This is a genomic window from Tissierella praeacuta DSM 18095, from assembly GCF_900128955.1.
Taxonomy (GTDB): Bacteria; Bacillota; Clostridia; order Tissierellales; family Tissierellaceae; genus Tissierella; species Tissierella praeacuta.
Window position 1 is genome coordinate 68,359 of sequence record NZ_FQTY01000001.1, and the last position, 21,938, is coordinate 90,296.

At 30.2% G+C, this 21,938-nt stretch carries 22 protein-coding genes and 1 tRNA gene; all 23 read left to right on the top strand.

Going from position 1 to position 21,938, the window contains the following annotated elements:
* Positions 1 to 42: 42 nt before the first annotated feature.
* Positions 43 to 2,715: a DNA polymerase I gene (gene polA, locus BUB33_RS00390; protein WP_072971544.1), complete on the top strand. Its 2,673-nt coding sequence runs from the start codon at positions 43 to 45 to the stop codon at positions 2,713 to 2,715.
* Positions 2,702 to 3,319 (top strand): dephospho-CoA kinase, encoded by a 618-nt coding sequence (gene coaE / locus BUB33_RS00395; RefSeq protein ID WP_072971547.1) that lies wholly within the window; start codon positions 2,702 to 2,704, stop codon positions 3,317 to 3,319. The genes polA and coaE overlap by 14 nt, the downstream gene beginning before the upstream one ends.
* Before the next feature lie 19 nt (positions 3,320 to 3,338).
* Positions 3,339 to 3,989, top strand: a complete 651-nt coding sequence (locus BUB33_RS00400; RefSeq protein WP_234949955.1) for a lytic transglycosylase domain-containing protein — start codon at positions 3,339 to 3,341, stop codon at positions 3,987 to 3,989.
* A gap of 15 nt (positions 3,990 to 4,004) precedes the next feature.
* On the top strand, positions 4,005 to 5,741 hold the full coding sequence (locus tag BUB33_RS00405; RefSeq protein ID WP_072971553.1) for a peptide ABC transporter substrate-binding protein: 1,737 nt from the start codon (positions 4,005 to 4,007) through the stop codon (positions 5,739 to 5,741).
* 54 nt (positions 5,742 to 5,795) lie between these two features.
* Positions 5,796 to 5,883 (top strand) — tRNA-Leu (locus BUB33_RS00410).
* A gap of 141 nt (positions 5,884 to 6,024) precedes the next feature.
* Entirely contained in the window at positions 6,025 to 6,543 is a 519-nt protein-coding gene (locus BUB33_RS00415; RefSeq protein ID WP_072971556.1) for an adenine phosphoribosyltransferase, read from the top strand.
* 440 nt (positions 6,544 to 6,983) lie between these two features.
* The gene (gene rsxC / locus BUB33_RS00420; protein ID WP_072971558.1) at positions 6,984 to 8,312 is read left to right on the top strand and encodes an electron transport complex subunit RsxC; all 1,329 of its coding nucleotides are present in this window, start codon (positions 6,984 to 6,986) and stop codon (positions 8,310 to 8,312) included.
* A gap of 18 nt (positions 8,313 to 8,330) precedes the next feature.
* A complete protein-coding gene (locus BUB33_RS00425; RefSeq protein ID WP_072971561.1) occupies positions 8,331 to 9,341 on the top strand; it encodes an RnfABCDGE type electron transport complex subunit D in 1,011 nt (336 codons plus the stop codon).
* The gene (locus tag BUB33_RS00430; RefSeq protein WP_072971564.1) at positions 9,342 to 9,887 is read left to right on the top strand and encodes an RnfABCDGE type electron transport complex subunit G; all 546 of its coding nucleotides are present in this window, start codon (positions 9,342 to 9,344) and stop codon (positions 9,885 to 9,887) included.
* Between the two features lie 20 nt (positions 9,888 to 9,907).
* A complete protein-coding gene (gene rsxE / locus BUB33_RS00435) occupies positions 9,908 to 10,513 on the top strand; it encodes an electron transport complex subunit RsxE (protein ID WP_072971567.1) in 606 nt (201 codons plus the stop codon).
* Positions 10,514 to 10,531: 18 nt separating this feature from the next.
* Positions 10,532 to 11,104 carry an electron transport complex subunit RsxA gene (gene rsxA / locus BUB33_RS00440; protein ID WP_072971569.1) on the top strand — a complete coding sequence of 191 codons (573 nt, stop codon included), beginning with the start codon at positions 10,532 to 10,534 and terminating at the stop codon, positions 11,102 to 11,104.
* Between the two features lie 10 nt (positions 11,105 to 11,114).
* Positions 11,115 to 11,924 carry an RnfABCDGE type electron transport complex subunit B gene (gene rnfB, locus BUB33_RS00445; RefSeq protein ID WP_072971572.1) on the top strand — a complete coding sequence of 270 codons (810 nt, stop codon included), beginning with the start codon at positions 11,115 to 11,117 and terminating at the stop codon, positions 11,922 to 11,924.
* 112 nt (positions 11,925 to 12,036) lie between these two features.
* Positions 12,037 to 12,435 carry a NusG domain II-containing protein gene (locus BUB33_RS00450; protein WP_084725010.1) on the top strand — a complete coding sequence of 133 codons (399 nt, stop codon included), beginning with the start codon at positions 12,037 to 12,039 and terminating at the stop codon, positions 12,433 to 12,435.
* 14 nt (positions 12,436 to 12,449) lie between these two features.
* Positions 12,450 to 12,965 (top strand): Gx transporter family protein, encoded by a 516-nt coding sequence (locus tag BUB33_RS00455; RefSeq protein WP_072971578.1) that lies wholly within the window; start codon positions 12,450 to 12,452, stop codon positions 12,963 to 12,965.
* Between the two features lie 13 nt (positions 12,966 to 12,978).
* Positions 12,979 to 13,560: a Maf family protein gene (locus tag BUB33_RS00460; protein ID WP_072971581.1), complete on the top strand. Its 582-nt coding sequence runs from the start codon at positions 12,979 to 12,981 to the stop codon at positions 13,558 to 13,560.
* A gap of 16 nt (positions 13,561 to 13,576) precedes the next feature.
* Positions 13,577 to 14,284: a RadC family protein gene (radC, locus tag BUB33_RS00465; protein WP_072971584.1), complete on the top strand. Its 708-nt coding sequence runs from the start codon at positions 13,577 to 13,579 to the stop codon at positions 14,282 to 14,284.
* A gap of 26 nt (positions 14,285 to 14,310) precedes the next feature.
* Positions 14,311 to 15,342 carry a rod shape-determining protein gene (locus BUB33_RS00470; RefSeq protein WP_072971587.1) on the top strand — a complete coding sequence of 344 codons (1,032 nt, stop codon included), beginning with the start codon at positions 14,311 to 14,313 and terminating at the stop codon, positions 15,340 to 15,342.
* An 11-nt stretch (positions 15,343 to 15,353) separates the two neighbouring features.
* Complete coding sequence (gene mreC, locus BUB33_RS00475) at positions 15,354 to 16,190, top strand: rod shape-determining protein MreC (RefSeq protein WP_072971590.1); 837 nt, start codon at positions 15,354 to 15,356, stop codon at positions 16,188 to 16,190.
* A 15-nt stretch (positions 16,191 to 16,205) separates the two neighbouring features.
* Complete coding sequence (gene mreD / locus BUB33_RS00480) at positions 16,206 to 16,706, top strand: rod shape-determining protein MreD (protein WP_072971592.1); 501 nt, start codon at positions 16,206 to 16,208, stop codon at positions 16,704 to 16,706.
* An 11-nt stretch (positions 16,707 to 16,717) separates the two neighbouring features.
* On the top strand, positions 16,718 to 20,056 hold the full coding sequence (locus BUB33_RS00485) for a penicillin-binding transpeptidase domain-containing protein (RefSeq protein ID WP_072971595.1): 3,339 nt from the start codon (positions 16,718 to 16,720) through the stop codon (positions 20,054 to 20,056).
* Between the two features lie 43 nt (positions 20,057 to 20,099).
* Positions 20,100 to 20,765 (top strand): septum site-determining protein MinC, encoded by a 666-nt coding sequence (locus tag BUB33_RS00490; protein WP_072972842.1) that lies wholly within the window; start codon positions 20,100 to 20,102, stop codon positions 20,763 to 20,765.
* Positions 20,766 to 20,783: 18 nt separating this feature from the next.
* Entirely contained in the window at positions 20,784 to 21,596 is an 813-nt protein-coding gene (minD, locus tag BUB33_RS00495; protein WP_234949956.1) for a septum site-determining protein MinD, read from the top strand.
* Positions 21,597 to 21,607: 11 nt separating this feature from the next.
* Entirely contained in the window at positions 21,608 to 21,886 is a 279-nt protein-coding gene (gene minE / locus BUB33_RS00500; protein WP_072971598.1) for a cell division topological specificity factor MinE, read from the top strand.
* Positions 21,887 to 21,938 lie beyond the last annotated feature (52 nt).

Here is a 21,938-nt window from a genome sequence, read left to right on the forward strand (position 1 = left end):
AAGATATACTAGAAGATATGGAGTATAGAATGGAGTGATAAAATGGATAAGAAAAAGTTAATGATTATAGATGGTAGTTCTTTATTACATAGAGCATTTTATGCTCTTCCACTACTATCCACTAAGGATGGGATATACACAAATGGAATATATGGATTTTTGACCATGCTATATAAAGTGCAAGAAGAGAAAAAGCCTGACTATATTTGCGTAGCTTTTGATAAGAAAGGACCTACCTTTAGACATGAAGCATACGATAAATATAAAGCCCATAGACAATCTACACCATCAGAATTAGCACAACAATTTCCAATTATAAGAGAAATTTTAGATGCTATGAAAATTCATTATATAGAATTAACTGGTTTTGAAGCTGATGATATTGCAGGAACTTTAGCTAACATAGGAGAAGAGAATTCATTAGATGTTATTTTAGTTACTGGAGATAAGGACTATCTTCAATTGGCAACAGATAAGACTAAGATTTTAATTACAAGAAAGGGAATTACTGAATTAGAAGAGTTTGATAGGAGTATAATAATAGATAAATACGGAATTACTCCAGAACAACTTATTGACTTGAAGGGTTTAATGGGAGATCAATCTGATAATATTCCTGGAGTTCCAGGAATTGGAGAAAAGACAGGATTAAAGCTATTGAGAGAGTTTCAGACAATTGAAAATATATATGAAAACATAGATAATATTAGCGGGAAAAAGTTAAAGGAAAACTTAATTCAAAACAAGGATATTGCATTTTTAAGTAAAAAACTTGGAGAAATAGTGACTACTGTGCCTATGGATACAAATCTTGAAGATTTAAAAATTAAAGATCCAGATTGGGAAAAATTAAGAAAGCTTTATAGGGAGTTAGAATTTAATAGTTTACTAGGCAAGGTTTTTGATAACTCAGCGGCCAATAATGAAGAATTAAATGAAACTCTAGAGTTCAATGTATTAGAAAAGATAAATTATAACGATTTAATTGATACTATTAAAAAAGAAAAAAAATTTGGATTTAAATTTATTACATCTGACACTAACTATATCGAAGATGAAATAATAGCGTTAGGCATCAAAACTCAGGATACTCCAACTAATATTATTTATTTACAAGACCATAAAAAGAGTTTTATTAATAGTTTTAAACCTATTTTTGAAGATCAGACCATTGATAAAATAGGGCATAATTTAAAATCTGATATAGTAATATTATCAAGATTAGGAATTAAGGTTCAAAATATTACTTTTGATTCCATGATAGCCCAATATTTAATTAACCCCTCTCAGTCTTCATACTCTATAAATGAAATTGCCAGAGAATATTTGAATACCTATGGTGTAGATGAAGAAAGCTTGTTTGGAAAAGGTAAGAATAAAAGAAAGTTCATGGATTTAAGTAAAGAAGAGCTAGGTAATTATCTTTCCTTTATGTTAGATACAGTATTAAATTTAGAATCTAAAATGAAAGAAATCATTAAAGAACAAGAGATGCTGGAGCTTTATTATAATGTGGAATTACCTTTAGTAGAGGTATTAGGTAGTATGGAATATTATGGTTTTAAAATAGATACAGATGAGTTAAAAAGGCTAGGTAAAGAATATGATGAAGAAATAAATTCGTTGACTAAGGAAATATATACTTCAGCTGATATGGAGTTTAATATTAATTCGCCTAAACAATTAGGAGAGGTTTTATTTGATAAATTGTCACTACCAGTTATAAAGAAAACTAAGACAGGATACTCTACAGATGCAGAAGTTTTAGATAAATTGAAAGAACAACATCCTATTATTGATAAAGTCCTTAGATATAGACAAATAGTAAAATTAAAATCAACTTATATAGATGGACTTTTAAATTTAATTAATAAAGATACAAATAGGGTTCATTCAAGTTTTAATCAAACAATAACTACCACAGGAAGAATAAGTAGTACAGAGCCGAACTTACAAAACATACCTATTAGAACAGATGATGGTAGAAAGATTAGAAAAGCTTTTATTGCAGAAAGCGAGAACTATGTTCTTGTTGATGCTGACTATTCTCAAATTGAACTAAGGGTATTAGCTCATATATCTAAGGATCCCAAATTAATAGAAGCCTTTGTTAATAATGAGGATATTCATAGAAAGACTGCATCAGAAGTGTTTAATGTATCTAAAGAAGAAGTCAGTTCTGTAATGAGAGGTAGGGCGAAGGCTGTAAACTTTGGGATAGTTTATGGAATTTCTGACTATGGGTTATCTAGAGATTTGAGTATTTCGAGAAAAGAAGCTAAAGAGTATATTGATAATTATTTAAAGAATTATAAGATGGTTAAAGAATATATGGAAAATATAGTTGAAGAAGGTAAAGAGAAGGGATATGTAGAAACCATTCTTCATAGAAGAAGATATATTCCAGAACTTAGAGCCAAAAACTTTAACATTAAATCTTTTGGAGAACGTATAGCTATGAATACGCCTATACAAGGTTCAGCAGCAGACATAATAAAGATGGCTATGGTTAAAGTATATAATGAGTTAAAATCAAGAAATCTGAAATCAAGACTGATATTGCAAATTCATGATGAACTAATAATTGAAACACAGAAAGATGAAGTTGAGGAAGTAAGGAATATAATGAAAAACATAATGGAAAATTCAATAAAACTAAATGTACCTCTTATAGTAGACTTAGAGATAGGTGACAGTTGGTATGATACAAAATAATTGTAGATTGGTAGGATTAACAGGTGGAATATCTACTGGAAAGTCTACGGTTTCTAAGATTATTATGGAAAAAGGATATACTGTAATTGATGCAGATAAAATTGCTAGGGAAGTTGTTGAATTTAATAAGCCTGCATATCTACAAATAGTTGAAGAATTTGGAGATGGTATATTATTATATGATAAAACCATAGATAGAAAAGCATTAGGGAAGATTATCTTTAGCAGTAAAGAAGACAGAGAAAGATTGAACAATATCACTCATTCATATATATTTGAAGCTATAAAACTGAAAATAAATCAATTATGCTTTAATAGAACTATTATATTCTTAGATATTCCTTTATTGTTTGAACAGTATGAATTATGGGCGAAATATAATATTATATTTGATGAAATATGGTTAGTATATCTTGATAAAGATACTCAAATAGAAAGATTAATGAAAAGAGATGGCATATTAAAGGAAGAGGCTCTAAACAAGATAGAATCTCAAATGGATATAAATTATAAAAAAACAAAGTCTTCTAATATAATTGATAATAGTGGAGATATTGAATATTTAAAAGAACAGATAGATAAATTATTAAAAGGATTAATCTAATCTTGGAGGGGTTATTCTATTGTTTAAAATAATAAAAGAAATTAAAAAACTTATTATATTAACTACTTTTCTGTTCTTGATAATTGTTGTAGGACTTACTTTTTTAGCTATAAGGTACCCTATAGGATATAAGAATATTATAGTAAAATATTCTAAGGAATATAAGTTAGATCCATATTTAGTAGCTTCAATAATAAATGTTGAAAGTAAATATGATAAAGACGCTATATCTCAGAAAAATGCCAGAGGGTTGATGCAAATATCACCTTCTACAGGAAAATGGGCTAGTGAGGTTTTGAAAATAGAAAATTATAGTGAAGATACATTATTTGAACCTGAAATAAATATAAAAATAGGTACTTGGTATCTTAGTACTTTATTTAAAGAGTTTAATAATAATGTGGATTCTGTATTAGCAGCATATAATGCAGGAAGTGGAAATGTAAGTAAATGGTTAAATGATGAAGAATATAGTTGTGATAATAATACACTGTCAATGATTCCTTATAAAGAAACAGAAGACTATTTAGTAAGAGTTAAGAAAAGCTATAATGTATATAGTAAAATATATAAACAATATATAATGAATTCAAAGGGTAGTGATTCTTTTTATATAAATATACTGAATAATATTAGAAAAATTATAAAAGAAATAATAAGAAGTGTATAATAAGGTGGAATAAAAATGAACTTAAAAAAATTCTGGTATTTAACTCTGATTATTTTAATAATGATTGTAATTATAGGCTGTGATAAAAATGATTCAACTATAGAAAATGATACTAATAGTGAAAATAAAGATGAAGTTGTGGAGTATACTCCAGAGGAGGGGGGGCAAATAATTGTTCCTCTAACTAATTTTAACACATTAAATCCTTTAATTACGGAAAATAGTAGTTATTATTTTCTATCTAAGTTAATTTTTGAGGGCTTGTTTGAGTTTGATAAAGATTTAAATGTAAAAAATCAATTAGCGGATTCTTACAATATAAAGGACGATGGTAGAATCATCGAAATTAAACTAAAAAACAATATTTTCTGGCATGATGGTGAGAGATTTAAACCAGAAGATGTAGTTTTTACAGTAAATACTATTAAATATGCTAGTGCTGATAGTACGTATAAGCAAATGTTTACAAATGCTATGGGTTCAAGGGTTATGTCTGATACAAGAAAGATATTAGATGTAAGTGTCAAAGATAGTGATAGCATAGTAATTACATTTGATAAAGGATTTAGTAATAATCTTGAAGTGCTGACTTTTCCTATAATACCAAAACATATTTTTACTTCAGGAAAAGGCGGTAATAATTATTTTGCTAAAGCATTAGAAACAAGTAATTATAGGCCAATAGGGACAGGACCGTTTAAATTTGAAAGTTATGAAAATATGAAGGAAATAAGATTATCTGCTAATGATAAATATAGGGATGGCAAACCATATATTAATGAGATAATAGGAAGAGTATTGGAAAATGAAGAAGATATTTTAACAGCATTTGAAACAGGACAGATAAATATAGCTACAACAGTAGACGTTGATTGGGATAAATATAGTCAAAATAGTAGGATTAAATCATTGGAATTTGTATCTGGAAACTATGAGTTTTTAGGTTTTAATTTTAGAAAGGAATTATTTTCAGGAGAAAAAGGACAAGGATTAAGACGAGCTATGGCATATGGAATAAATAGACAATCAATTATTCAGAAACTTTATCTAGGACATGGAACTCAAATAGATGTTCCGCTTCATCCAGACTCTTGGTTATTATCTGAAAAAGCAAATACCTTTGGTTATAATTTAGAATTAGCAAAAGAAGAATTAAAAAAAATAGGATGGAAAGATATTAATGATGATGGATTTTTAGAAGATGAAAATGGTAAGACTATTTCAATTAAAATTTTAACTAATTCATATAATCTGATGAGGTTTAGAACTGCAGAGATGATTAAGGATGATTTGAAAAAATTAGGGATTAATGCTACTATTTATCCGGAGAATAAGAAACAAGATAATATTACTATAGAAGATATTAAGAAACAATGGACAGAAATAAATCAATTTATAAATGGGAGTGACTATGATATAGTCATTCTTGGCTGGCAGTTATCTGTAATACCTGACTTGTCCTTTGCTTTTCATAGTTCACAAATTTCATATAATACAAACTTCATTAGATATTCTAATGAAAATATGGATAAATTACTTCAAAACACTTTTTTAGTGACAACTAGAGAAGAAAAGTTAAAGGCATATGATGAACTGCAAGGCTTTATAGTTGAGGATTTACCTTATTTAAGTTTATTCTTTAAAAACAAAGCATTATTAATTGATAATAAAATAATAGGGGATTTTGAACCAACTTTCTTTAATATATATAAAGGTATAGAAAAATGTTATATACCTAAGAGTTTACAATAAATTTGATATTGTAAAAATTCTAGATATGTAGTAAAATGTACTGGTAATTTAATTGCAGAGGTGGCGGAACAGGTAGACGCGATAGTTTGAGGGGCTATTAGTGGGAAACACTGTGAGAGTTCGAGTCTCTTCCTCTGCACCAAACAAAACCAATAATGAGTAAAATAGAAGCGAATACCATTTTACATTTGAGTATTCGCTTTTTAAAATAAAAATAATAGAAAAAAATTCTAGATATGATAAACTAATATGGTAAATATATTAATAGAATGGGGAGATTTACTTGGAGCTTAAATCTAAAATAAGGATAATTGAGGATTTTCCTGAGAAAGGCATTAGTTTTAAGGATATAACAACTTTGCTAAAAGATGGTAAAGCCTTCAAAGATGTTATAGATAGGATAGTAGAAGATTTAAAAGGTAAGGAGATAGATTATATAGCTGGGCCAGAAGCTAGAGGATTTGTAATTGGTTCAGCAGTTGCTTATGCCTTAGGAGTTGGATTTATTCCTATTAGGAAGCCAGGCAAATTGCCGGCAGAAGTAGTTAGTCATAAATATGAATTAGAATATGGCAGTAATACTTTAGAATTACATCTTGATGCAATTGAAAATGGGAAAAAGGTAGTTGTAGTAGACGATTTATTGGCAACAGGAGGGACTATATTATCTGTAATTAATTTAATAGAGTCTATTGGAGGAGAAGTAGTAGCATTAGAATTCTTGATTGAATTAGAATCTCTAAAAGGAAGAAAAAAACTACAGGATTATCATATAAATTCATTAGTTAAATATAATATATAAAGTGTTATAGTAAGCATGAAAGTAAATATAAATTTTTTGTAACAATTTCTAAAAAAATAAAGTTTAGTTAAATATTGACAAACATTAGACAAATTGAAAATTTAGTGAATTCACTATAATTTTAACTAGTTAAAATTATTTCAGAAATTGAGAACATGTGTATAATCATTATAATCATGTTCTCTTATTATACCTATAATTACATTAAAGTTATGTCATGATAAATCTTTACTTACTTTACTGAACAATAAATAAAATGCAAAAAATTACAGAAAAATTAACAATGATTGTGTACTAATTGACAGTCTTTTACAGGGAGCATTTGTGTACAATACAAGCTTTTAATGTTATAATGAAATAGGTTATATGTTAGTTCAAATAAATTATGACTTAGATATTTAATGTAAATTATTAAAATATTAATAGAGAGGTGGAAGCGAATGAAACTTGATAATCTCACTTTTAAGGGTGGGGTAAATGTACCACATAACAAAGAGTTGACAGAAAAACAAGCTTTAGAATATGCAAAAGAGCCAAGCATAGTATATATACCGTTGCACCAACATACAGGAGCACCTTGTGAAGCTATTGTTAATGTTGGGGATAGGGTTAAAGTAGGACAAAAAATTGGAGAGTCCCAAGCCTTTGTATCTGCACCGATTCACTCTAGTATTGCTGGTACAGTAAAAAATATAACGACAATAACTACACCTACAGGAATAAGTTCTAAATGTATAGTTATTGAATCAGATGGTAGTAATGAAAAGGATGAAACAATTAAGCCTAGGGGAAACTTAGACAAGCTTTCTTCTAAAGAAATAATTGAAATTGTCAAAGAAGCAGGAATAACAGGTATGGGTGGAGCTGGGTTTCCTACTCATGTAAAATTATCACCACCACCTGATAAAACAATAGACACAGTTATTATTAACGGTGCAGAATGCGAGCCATTTCTAACTTCAGACCATAGATTAATGTTAGAAATGCCAGAAAAAGTTATATTTGGTTTAAGAGCAATAATGAAAGCATTAAATGTAGAAAAAGGATTTATTGGGATTGAAAGCAATAAGATGGATGCTGTAAATGCATTGAAGTCAGTAATTAAACCTGAATATAACATAGACATAGTTACTTTAAAAGTAAAATATCCGCAAGGTGATGAAAAAAGACTTATAAATGCTATTACTGGAAGGAAGGTGCCTTCTGGAGGATTGCCAATGGATGTTAGTTGTGTAGTAAATAATGTAAGTACAGCTAAAGCTATAGCAGAAGCCATATTAGAGGGTAAACCTTTATATGAAAGGGTCGTAACTGTTACAGGAAATGGGGTTAATAATCCAAAAAACCTTGTAGTGAAAATAGGAACACCATTTCAAGAAGTAATAGGCGAAGCTGGAGGATTTAACGGTGTACCAGGCAAAGTAATAATGGGTGGACCTATGATGGGATTAAGCCAATTTTCTACAGAGGTACCGGTAATTAAGGGTTCAGGAGGAATTCTTGTACTTACAGAGAAAGAAGCTCTCCCTGAAAAAGCTTCACCATGTATAAAATGTGGAAAATGTATAGATGCCTGTCCAGTACATTTACAACCCTTATTTATCTCAGCTTATGCTCTTAAAAAGGACTTTCAAGGCGCTGAGAAGTGTGGAGTTTTAGATTGTGTAGAATGTGGTTCATGTTCTTTTATATGTCCTGCAAAGCGACCATTGGTAGAATCTATAAGATTTGCAAAAAGAGAAGTCCTTTCTAAAAGAAAAAAATCATAGTAGTTAGGAGGAAATTTAATGGAAGGTAAAGTGATAAATACTACAAAGACAGATTCATCAATCTCAGAGATGTTGATAGTATCTTCTTCACCTCATATTAGATCTAATGAATCTGTTAAGAGGATAATGTTAGATGTAATAATAGCTTTAATACCAGCAATAATTGGCTCAGTTTATTTTTTTGGGCTTAATGCATTAAAACTAATATTAATATCTATATCATCAGCTGTATTTTTTGAAGCAGCGATACAAAAATTATTTAAAAAGGAAATTACTATAAATGATTATAGTGCAGTAATAACAGGTATTTTAATAGCTTTTAATTTACCAGCTAACGCTCCTTGGTGGATTCCAGTATTTGGTTCTGGATTTGCTATTATTGTTGTAAAACAATGTTTTGGTGGAATAGGTTGTAATTTTATGAATCCAGCATTAGCAGCGAGAGCTGTACTACTTGCTTCATGGCCAGATATAATGGCTAATTATGTATTGCCAGGTGCAGATGCAGTAACTGGAGCAACTCCATTAGCCATTATGAAATATGGTGCAGCAGATGCAGGAGCTTCTGCCACAGTGTCAGAAGCAGCAGCAAAATTGCCATCATTGATGGATATGTTTCTTGGAAATATAGGAGGGGCAATTGGAGAAACTTCTACATTATTGTTACTTATAGGTGCATTATATTTAATAATTAGAAAAGTTATAAATTGGAAAATTCCAGTTGTTTATATAGTCACAACAACCATATTATTATTAATATTAGGTGTCGAAACAAATCAACTTATATATCATATTTTAGGTGGAGGATTAATACTAGGGGCATTTTTTATGGCAACAGATTATTCAACTACCCCTGTCACACCTCTTGGTCAAATAATATTTGGATTAGGTGCTGGAATTTTAACTGCTATTATTAGGGTAAAGGGAGGATTCCCCGAAGGTGTTTCATATTCAATTCTTTTAATGAATGTTGCAAGCCCACTAATAGAGAAATTTACTGCACCAAAGATATTTGGGAGGGCGAAATAAATGAAAGAAACTATAAAATTAGGAATGATATTATTTTTAATAACAGTAATATCAGCTGGGGTTTTAGCTGTATCAAATAATTTAACTAAAGGAAAGATTGCTGAAATAGAAATGGCAGGAAGTATTGGTGCGTTAAAAGAGATATTTGGAGAAGAATATAGCTTTAAACCTTTAGATGAGGAAAAAATTAATGAAATTACTGAGTCGAACTCATCAGTAATAGAAATATTTGAAGCTTATGATGGTGAAAATTTATATGGATATGCTATAAAGACAAAATCTAGCGGATTTGGTGGAGATCTTGTTACATTAACTGGATTTGCAAGTGATGGAAATGTAATGGGGATGAGGTTATTAGAACACTCAGAGACTCCAGGGATAGGTGCTAAAGCAGCAGAGGCAGACTTTTCAGATAAATTTGTGGGAAAAGGTGCATCAGAGGAAATAAAAGTTGAAGCTATATCTGGAGCTACCATAACTTCTAAGGGTGTTATGGCTGGGGTAAATATAGCTAGAGAAGTATTTAATACAGAACTTTCAAATTAGTGTGAGTGGAGGTGTAAAGAATGAAATTATCTAAAATATTTAAAAATGGTATTGTTAATGATAATCCTACATTTGTACAATTAATAGGTATGTGTTCAACATTGGCTGTTTCAACAAGTGTTGAAAATAGTATAGCTATGGGATTAGCAGTAATTGCTGTATTAGTAGGTTCGAACTTAGTAATATCCTTACTTCGAAATGTAATTCCTAATAAAATTCGTATTCCAGCATTTGTTGTGGTAATAGCAACTTTTGTTACTATAATTGAGATGTTTATGAAGGCTTATGCTCAACCTATTTATCAATCATTAGGTATATTCCTTCCATTAATAGTAGTAAACTGTATAATACTTGCTCGTGCAGAAGCTTTTGCATTTAAAAATGGTATTATACCTTCAATAATAGATGGACTTGGAATGGGGCTTGGATATACTATTGCACTTGTTATTCTAGGAGCCATAAGGGAAATATTTGGTGCTGGAACTTTTTTGGGGAAACAATTATTTGGTGCTAATTTCCAGCCAGCAGGTATATTAATAGCACCCCCAGGAGCATTTATTGTACTTGGATTATTAATAGGTATCTTTAACGTAATTAGAAGGAAAAAAGCTTCTAGCGAAATTTAAATCAAGGAGGAAAATAAAATGAGCATACCAGCTATATTAATTAGTACGATTTTTGTAAATAACTATGTATTAGCTCGTTTCCTAGGGATTTGTCCATTTCTTGGAGTATCAAACAAGATGGAAACTGCAACAGGCATGGGTGCCGCTGTAACCTTCGTAGTTACATTATCGTCTATAATTACTTATTTTATACACAAACATATTTTATATACATTGAAACTTGAATATCTACAAACTATTGTATTTATATTGGTTATAGCAGCATTAGTTCAATTTGTTGAATTAGCAATGAAAAAAATATCGCCTACATTATATAATGCATTGGGAGTTTATTTACCATTAATTACTACAAACTGTGTAGTATTAGGTGTAGCAATCCTAAATATAAAAGAAGGCTATGATTTATTAAGAACTATTTTTAATGCAATAGGATCTTCAGTTGGATTTACATTAGCTTTAGTACTTATATCAGGTATTAGAGAGAAACTCGAATTAGCTGATGTCCCTGAGGCTTTAAAAGGCTTCCCTATAGCTTTAATTACTGCAGGATTGATGTCTATAGCCTTTTTAGGTTTTAATGGACTTGTTTAGGAGGGAGAATATGATTGATATATTAAAACCAGTTTTAGTATTAGGTGGATTAGGACTTGCATTTGGGATACTTCTGTCCATTGCATCTAATGTTTTTGCAGTAGAAGTTGATCCAAAGGTAGAAAAGGTTAGGTCTGTACTACCTGGAGCTAACTGTGGGGCATGTGGATTTCCAGGATGTGATGGTTTAGCAAATGCAATAGCAGGTGGAAATGCACCCGTCAATGCTTGTAGTGTTGGAGGGAAGCCAGTTGCTGAAAAGATAGCAGATATTATGGGAGTCAATGCTGCAAATGTAGATAAGAAGGTTGCTACAGTTCTTTGCCAAGGTAATTGTAATAAGGCAAAAGAAAAATATAAATATGAAGGTATTAAGGACTGTAGAGCGGCTAATATTTTACAAGGTGGCAGTAAAGCTTGTTCATATGGATGCTTAGGTTGTGGAACTTGTAAAGAAGTTTGTGCTTTTGGTGCAATTGAGATAGTTGATGGGGTAGCTTTTATAGATAAAGACAAATGTACATCTTGTATGAAATGTATTGAAGTATGTCCTAAATCTATTATTGAGTTAGTTCCATATGATAATCAATTTGTTGTAAAATGTAAGAGCAACGATTCTGGTAAAGAAGTAAGAGGTAAATGTAGTATTGGATGTATAGGGTGTCAGATATGTGTTAAAAATTGTCCAGAAGGGGCATTTAGTTTTGAAAATAATTTAGCAAAAATTAACTATGAGAAATGTGTAAATTGTGGAATATGTGCTGAAAAATGTCCTACTAAGGCTATATACACCAATTTAGCTAAGGATGTAGCAATTTAATATTTAAGAGCCTATAAGGCTCTTTTCTTTTTATTAAATTGTAACTTGTAAATAAAAAATATAAATGGTAAACTAATAATGTATGAAATTAGCTTAATAATGTAAACGAAGGATGGTTAGATTGACAAAGGGTGATAAATTTTTAATAAGCATTATTATATTGATTAGTTTAGTTTCTTTAGGCTTTATTAAGAATAATGCAATTAATCATAAAGAAAAATATATTAGTATTCAAGTAGATGGTAAAGAATATAAAAAGATAATATTTGATAAATCAGTAATAGGAAAAACCATACCTATTGAAACTAAATTCGGATATAATTTGGTTGAAATAGGAGAGGACAAGGTCAGAGTAATAGAGGCAGATTGTCCAGATAAAATAGATGTATTACAGGGATATATCTCTAAGCCAGGTGAAATTATAGTATGTTTACCAAACAAGCTAGTAATAGAGATAAAAGGAATAGATAAATCTAAAGAAAAAAAAGAAATTGATTATATAAGTCATTAAGGATGATAGAAATAATGAAAAAATTAAACAAAATAATATTTTTATCCCTATTAACATCCATAGGTCTTGCTTTATCAGTTTTAGAATCAACGATTCCTTTGCCAATAGCAGTACCTGGTGCTAAATTAGGGCTTTCTAATATGGTTATTTTAGTTTCCTTAGTTATATTTGGATTTAAAGAAGCCTTTGTAGTAGGTGTATTAAAAAGCATAGTACTTGTACTTATAACCGGTAGTATATCTAGTCTTATATATAGTCTCTCAGGTGCCATACTCTCTTGTATAACTATGTTTATTGTATATAAATACTTTACTAAGTTTTTTAGTCTTGTAGGGGTAAGTATATTTGGAGCAGTAGCTCATAATATTGCTCAAGTTAGTGTAGCTTCGGCTATGATGTATAACTATAAAATATATTCTTATTTACCAATTCTTTTGCTTATGAGTTTATTTACTGGATATTTTGTGGGGCTTTCCTCAATATATATATCTAAAGGTTTGAAAAAAACTCTAAGTTCATATTTTAGATAAGTAAGGAGATAATATGGAAAAGATAATATTAGCATCTTCTTCTCCGAGAAGAAAAGAGATTTTAAATAGATATAATTTAGAACCAATAATATTTGGTGCCCAAATTGAAGAAAAAGTAACAAAAGGTGAATTTCCAGAACAAGTAGCTATGTCTTTAGCATTTGAGAAATCCTTTTGGGTAAGTAAACATTTTAATAAAGATGAAATTATCATTGGTGCTGATACAATAGTAGTTTTAGAAGATATGATACTAGGTAAACCAAAAGACGAAAAAGATGCATTTGAAATTTTATCTTTTTTAAGTGGAAAAGAGCATAGTGTAATTACTGGTATTTGTATTATGAAAGCAAATACCAATATTAAGATAATAGATTATGAAAGCACAATAGTTAGATTTAGACATTTATCTAAGGAAACAATAACAAGATATATTGATACAAAAGAACCTATGGACAAGGCAGGAGCCTATGGCATTCAGGGATATGGTCAGATTTTAGTTGAAAAAATAGATGGATGTTATTCTAATGTGGTGGGCTTGCCTCTTGCAAAGCTTGACTACTTATTAAATAAGTTTTTTGATGTACAAATATTATAGATAAGTAGGTGGAGGTATGGATATTAATCTAGAGATTCAAAGGAGTTACACTATTAAAGAACTTCCAATGACTGAAAGACCAAGAGAAAAACTTTATAATCATGGACCTGGAGCATTATCAAATGAAGAATTACTAGCCATTATAATTAGAACAGGTAATAAAAACGATTCAGCCATTGACTTAGCTAGAAAGATTTTAAGTAAGGATAGTAGGGGACTGGTATATTTACGAGACACTACAATGCAAGAATTAATGGAAACTAAAGGGGTAGGTGAATGTAAGGCAGCTCAAATATTAGCAGCTATAGAGATAGGTAAGAGAATAAATTTTAGGGAAGCTTTATCTAAAGTTAAGATAACTGAACCTAATACCATAGCAAATCTATATATGGATGAAATGAGATATTTACAAAAAGAACATTTTAGAATTATGCTATTGGATACAAAGAATCAAATAATTGTAACAGAAGAGATTTCAGTGGGGACATTAAATGCTTCCATAGTACATCCAAGGGATGTTTTTAAGGCAGCTATAAAGAGGAATTCTAATTCTATGATTTTGGTACATAATCATCCTAGTGGTGATCCTGCTCCAAGCAATGAAGATATAAATATAACTAATCGTTTGGTAGATGCTGGAAATTTAATTGGAATAAAGGTGTTAGATCATATAATAATTGGAGATAATAGATATATAAGTTTTAAAGAGAAAAATTTAATTTAAGTTTTATTAAGGAAGGAGCAAATAGTATGGGATTATTAAGCGGATTTGTAAAAGATATGGGTATAGATTTAGGAACAGCAAATACATTAGTTTATATAAAAGGTAGAGGAATTGTGGCAAGAGAACCTTCTGTTGTTGCTATACAAACTAATACTAAGCAGGTACTAGCAGTTGGAGAAGAGGCAAAAAAGATGATAGGTAGAACGCCTGGAAACATTGTGGCTATTAGACCTTTAAAGGATGGAGTAATAGCTGATTTTGATGTGACAAAAAATATGTTAAAGTATTTCATAAGAAAGGCTACAAAGAAGAGAACTTTTCTTCAACCTAGGGTTGTAGTATGTGTTCCTAGTGGAGTTACAGAAGTTGAAAAAAGAGCAGTTGAAGAAGCAGCCATACATGCAGGTGCAAGAGATGCATATTTAATTGAAGAGCCAATGGCAGCGGCTATTGGGGCAGGACTGCCTGTTCAAGAAGCAACTGGCTCTATGATAGTTGATATTGGTGGAGGTACTACTGAAGTAGCTATAATTTCATTGGGAGGCATAGTTACATCAAAATCTATCAGAGTAGGTGGAGATGAGTTAGATGAATCTATAGTTAATTTTATTAAGAAAGAATATAGTTTGATGATAGGAGAACGTACTGCAGAGGAGGTTAAAATTACAATAGGCTCAGCTGATGGGAACTCAGAAGTATCTACAATGGAAATTAGAGGAAGGGATATGATTAGTGGATTACCAAAAACTAGAAGCATAAGTTCAAAAGAGATTTATGATGCAATGAAAGAACCAATTCATAGTATATTAGAAGCAATAAAATCTACATTAGAAAAAACTCCACCAGAATTAGCTTCAGATGTAATGGAGCAAGGTATAATGTTAACTGGAGGAGGGGCTCTTTTAGAAGGTTTAGATAGACTAATTATTGAAGAAACTGGTATGCCTGTTCATATTGCAGAAGAGCCATTAGATTGTGTTGCAATTGGCACAGGAAAGGCATTAGATAGTATAGAAATACTAAAAAAAACCATTTCAAATAATAAAAAAATAGGTTAAGTGGTGATATTATGTCTTTTTTCAATAAGAATAAAGAGAGAATGATGGTAACGGCTGTTGCTATCATTCTAATTGTTCTAATAGGAGTTACTAGTACTGAGCGAATAGCTTTGAGTAAATTTGAAAAAATAGTTGGTAATATTCTTACTCCTATGGGAAGGGTATCTAATTCAATAGGTAAGGGATTATCTGATTTTTTTAATAATATCAAAAATATTTCTAAATTAAAAGAAGAAAATGAAGAACTTAAGAAGCAAGTTGCAAAATTAGAAGAAGAAAATAGAAACTATATAAATATTATAGGTAAAACTGATTATTTAAAAAATGAGATTAAGCTTTTAGATAAGACAAGCTTTAACCTAATTTCTGCTCAAGTAGTTGGAAAAGAACCTGGAAATTGGTTTGATAGATTTACCATAGATAAAGGTATTAAAGATGGAATAAAAAAGGGCAGCACTGTTATTCAAGGAACTGAGATGGAACAAAATACTATAATTGAAGGAATTGTAGGACGTGTAGTTGATGTAGGAGATAATTGGGCAAAAATAGTTACTGTTGTAGATGAAATTAGCAGTATATCTTTTAAGGTTTTAAGAACTCAAGATGGTGGGATAATATCAGGTAGTATAGAAGGGGAAGTTTCAGGATATCTATTTGACAATAAGGCAGATGTTATTAAAGGAGATAAATTATTTACCTCTGGGCTTGGTGGTGTTTTTATCAAGGATATATATATTGGAGAGGTAGATGAGGTAATTAGTGACGATGAAGATTTAATGAAGAAGATAAAGGTTAAGCCAGCAATGAATTTTAAGAAACTATACAAAGTGTTTGTAATATCTGATTAAGGTTGAGGGATGTTTATGACGGTGTTAATAATGATTTTAATAATTTTACTAAATTTTTTTTTACAAAGTGCTATACTTCCATATATTAATATCCTAGGGGTTGTACCCAATACGGCTCTTCTTATAGTGATATCAATAGCATTATTTAAGGGAAGATATTATGGAGGATTCATAGGACTCACAATAGGTCTTCTTCAAGATATTGTATTTAGCCCTACTATAGGTGTAAATGCATTTATATATTTCTTCATAGGATATTTAATTGGATCAGTTGGAAATAAATTAACAAAGGAAAATATATTTATACCAATACTGCTTTCTACTCTTTGTACTATACTTTATAATTTTTCTTACTATGTATTTATGTTTTTCCTATCTCAAAATATTCCATTTTTATCATTTGCAAAAGATGTATTAATAATTGAAATTATATATAGTGGCATTTTATCTATTCCTATATACAAAGTATTTTCTAAAATTTTTGTTGTTCCAAAAATAAGATTTGGAAATAGATAGAGGTGAAATGAATGAAGTGGTTAGAAAAGATATTCAATAGATATAATATTGTCACATATATTGTTATCTTACTTATGTTTGCATTATCATTTAGATTGGCAACTTTAACTATTGCCCAAGGAGATTATTATAGAGATATATCAGATAATAAGAGATTAAAAGAAATATATATTTCTGCACCTAGGGGAGAGATACGAGATAGGTATGGAAGGCTTCTAGCAGGTAATAATCCTAGCTTTACTGTACAAATTTTAAAGGATGAGTTAAATATAAAGGATAAAGAGAAGAAAAATGCTGCTTTATTATCTCTAATCAGGTTATTAGAAGAAGATGGAGTCAGTTATGTAGATGATTTTCCAATTAATTTGAATGTGTTTAAATATAAAAATGTAGAGGATTATTTTAATCAGGAGATTATGCCAAATGATAAAGTCGTTGATATTATAATTAATAAAGGGATTTTATCAGAAGTATTGCAAACTTCTTATATTCACAAAGACTATAGAGAACACTATAGATTTACAACAGCTCAAAGAGCTATTAATGCATTAAAAAACAAGGGAATCGATGTGCCTATAACTATAAAAGACATAGGTGATACGATAGAAATAGTATATAATTCTTCGGAAGATCTCAATAAATGGATGAGTAATTATAAGATACCAAATAATTATTCACCAACGGATGCATTAATTAAATTAATAGATAACGATAAGACTGTTATAAGAAAAATAATAGATCATCCCATTTCGCGAAAATTGACATATGAGATTATGGAAAAAAAGGGATTATCTGATAATATTATTATGGAGGAATATTCTTTATCCTATGATGAAGAATATAAAAACCAAAAAAGAATTTTAATGAGTTCATATAAGGGAATAACAGAGAATACAACAGCTAAAGAAGACTTTATTACTATAGTTTCTAATTCGTCTATTTATAAGCTTTTAGAAAAGGTAGTAACAAAAGATAATCATAAGGGTAAAACTGAAATTTTAGTACCTGGGAAAATATTATTGGATATGGTATTAGAGAAGGATCCTAAAGTACCTATAAAAGTAGAATTAAGTGAAGATAGGGCTAATGTAATATATAAATATACAGGAAGCTCTAATATAGGTGATAAATCTCCATTAGAGATTTTATTAGAATACAGTAAAGAAGCTGGTGTATTAGGAGAATTTATTACTTCTGATAATATAAAATCATTGGCACAAGAGCAACTTTTAGCAGATGGAATAAATGCTAAAATTTCAATTGCAAATGATATTGAATATGTATTTATCAATAATAAAAAGAATTGGTATACTGATAATAAAGTGGATGAGAATAGCAGCACTAAAGAGGCTTTTGAAAGCTTGAAAGAAAAATATAATATATCCAAGTATTTAAGTAACTATGAAGCGAGGGCTGTTTTATCATTATATGAAATACTTAGTAAACAAGGGCATATGGCTTATCAACCTATAAATATTGCCTATGGAATACAAGATTCTACTGTAGCTAAAATAGAAGAAGGATTGGCAGAGTTACCAGGAATACAAGTATCTATAGAGCCAGTAAGATATTATCCAGAGGGAACTACAGCAGCTCATATATTAGGGTATTTAGGAAAGATTAGCCAACCAAATGAAATTAAGAAATATGTAGATGAGAAAAAATATTCGCCTAATGATATTATAGGGAAGTCTGGAATTGAAGAAAGTTTTGAGGATACTTTAAGAGGAGAAAATGGAATTAAACGAGTAGAAGTGGATGCAGTTGGAAATACAACAAATACCATCGATGAGAAAAAACCTATACCAGGAAATAATATTTATTTAACAATTGATTTAAATCTACAAAAATTTGCTGAAAATGCCTTGAAAAAAACCTTAGAAAAGATACAAGTTGGAGGAGTTTATGATAGTCCTTGGGGAGATTATAAATTTGGTATTAATAGGAAAAAAAATAGACCTTATAAAAATGCTACATCTGGTGCAGTAGTGGTCATAAATGTAAAGACAGGTGAAGTTTTAGCTAGTGTTAGTGAGCCTTCTTATGATCCTAACTTGTTTGCAACTGGGATATCTAATACAGATTGGATTAGTTTATTTCCTCGAAATGACAAAGATCCATTGGCACCAAGACCACTATATAATGTTGCCACTCAAACAGCTGTACAACCTGGTTCAACATTTAAAATGGTAACGGCCTTAGCAGCTTTAGATAAGGGATTAAGTCCTACTAAGGCCATAAGAGATATGGGTTATGTGGAATTAGGAAACTATCGTCCTGCTTGTTGGATATGGAACCAAAGCAGAGGCACTCATGGATATGAAAATTTATATGAAGCTATTAGGGATTCTTGCAATTATTATTTTTATTCCTTGGCTTTTGGCAGAAATCCAAGGACTGGAGAAAATATAGGAGTTAAGCTGGAAATAGAGGATATAGTAAATCTATCTAAACAATTAGGATTAAATGATAAAACTGGCATAGAAATAAATATACCAGCTGAGACTTCTGGTGGAGTACCTGATCCTCAAAGGAAAATAATTATTACTAAATCATTACTAAAATCATATCTTCAAAAGAATATACGAAACTATTTGAAAAAAGATATAGTTTTAGATGATTATGATATTACAAATATTATAGAAGATATAGTTAGTTGGACAGAATTAGAGGAACCTTTGACTAGGGGAGAAGTTATTAGAAGGTTACAAGCTTTTGGAATTGAGCCAGAAAAAAAATTATCTGGGGAGAGAGAAGGATTAGCAGATAAGATAAAATACACATATTTAAATCAAGCAGGTTGGAATATTTCAGATACATTGAATGTAACTATTGGACAAGGTCAAAGCTCTTATACTCCTATGCAAATGGCAAACTATATAGCAACTATATCAAATGGTGGTTATAAACATGAGGTAACTTTAATTGATAATATTAAGAATTATAATAATTCAAAACTTATATTTGATAATGAGTCTAAATCTACAAGAATAGAATTAAATGACTATAATAACTTAGAGCATGTAAAAAAAGGGATGGCGTTGGTATCTAGTGATGGTTCAATGAGAAGGGTATTTGGTAACTTTCCTGTTAAGGTAGGTTCAAAAACAGGTACTGCACAAAAATCAGGAATAAACCCTTATACAGGAGATACTTATGATGACTTTTCATGGTTTGTTGCTTTTGCACCCTATGATGATCCTGAGATTGCAGTTGCTTCAGTAATATTTCAAGGGGGTAGTGGAGGTTATGGTGCTCCTATGGCAAGAGATATTATAGCAGAATACTTAGGGCTAAACGCAATTGGTACAAAGGAAGCATTACCTTTTAAAAATAACTTGGCAGAATAAATGTGAAGAGTTATTAAGGATTATAGTGGAGGTAATTTTGAAAGTGAAGGAAGAATTACTTAATTTTAGAGGTATAAAAGAAGGAATTTTTTTAGAAATTAGTGGTGATAATCTTTTATCTATTAAAGAAGAATTAGACAAAAAAATGAAAAAATCTTCTAAATTTTATTATGGGGCAAAACTTTTAGGTATTAAATCTGAAAAATTATCTCCTGAGGATTTAATGGAGTTAAAATTAATTTTGAAGTATAAGTATGATTTAATAGTTTCTCAAGAAGAACTTCCAAATCATATATTAAATTCCTATTCACCTAAAGATGAAAACGAAGATAGCACCATTAAGGATAATGTTTTTTTTGAAGGTATTGAATGTGGTATGACAAAATTTGTAAATGGTACACTAAGATCTGGGCAAATTGTAGAATATGATGGTAATATAGTTATAATAGGAGATGTAAATCCAGGTGCAATCATAAAAGCTAAAGGAAATATAATAGTAGTGGGTAGCATTAAAGGAGTTGCCCACGCTGGATTCGATGGCAATTATAATGCTATAGTTGCATCTTATAATCTACAACCTACTCAATTGAGAATTGGGGACAAAATTTCCAGACCTCCAGATGAATATATGGGAACATATGGAATTCCAGAGGTTGCTAAAATAAAGAATGGGGAAGTAGTAATTGAACCTTATTTACCTAAGAAATAATTAAAGGGAGGATAATAAATGGATAAAGAAAAACTGGGAACTGCTATAGTTATTACTTCAGGAAAGGGTGGAGTTGGAAAAACAACTACGTCGGCAAATATTGGGACAGGCTTAGCTATCTTAGGAAAATCCGTAGTAGTAGTTGATGCAGATATTGGATTGAGAAACTTAGATGTTGTTATGGGTTTAGAAAATAGGATAGTCTATGACATAGTAGATGTTGTAGAGAAAAATTGTAGATTGAAACAAGCTCTAATAAGGGATAAGAGACATGAAAAATTATACCTTCTACCAGCGGCACAAACTAAAGACAAGTCAGCTATAAGCCCAGAGCAAATGCTTGAGTTAGTTAATGATTTAAAAAAGGAATTTGATTATATAATTATAGATTCTCCTGCAGGAATAGAGCAAGGGTTTCAAAATTCCATAGCTGGTGCTGATATAGCTTTAATAGTAACCACACCAGAAATATCAGCCGTAAGAGATGCAGATAGAGTTATTGGATTATTAGAGTCTAAAGGCTTATATAATCCTAAACTAATAATTAATAGAATTAGGCAGGAAATGGTTAAAAGGGGAGATATGATGAATATGGATGATATAATAGATATTTTAGCCATTGACCTTTTAGGAATTGTACCAGATGATGAAGCTATAGTTATCTCTACGAACAAGGGAGAGCCAGTAGTAGGCGATGAAAAGGCATTATCAGGAAAGGCCTATAGAAATATAACTAGAAGGATAATAGGGGATGAGGTAGAGTTACTAAACCTAGATGTAAATGAAGAGGGGAAGTTGAGTAAAATCCTAAAATTATTATTTAGTAAATAGGGGGGAATTTCTTGGATCTTTTTAAAATGTTTAGTAAAAAAGAAGAAAAAAGTAAAAATGTTGCTAAGGAAAGGCTTAAATTGGTATTAGTTCATGATCGAGCAGATCTTTCACCTAAATTTTTAGATATGATTAAAGGTGATATTATTAGGGTAATATCTCAATATGCAGATATTGATGAAGAGGGACTAGATATTAAGTTAACTAGAATGAAGAAGGATATGGATAGTTCTACTATTTCTGCTTTAGTGGCAAATATTCCCATATTAAAAGTAAAAGATAATCACTAACTATAGAAAAATCTTATAATATTAAATTAATTATTGCTATATTTTATATCAT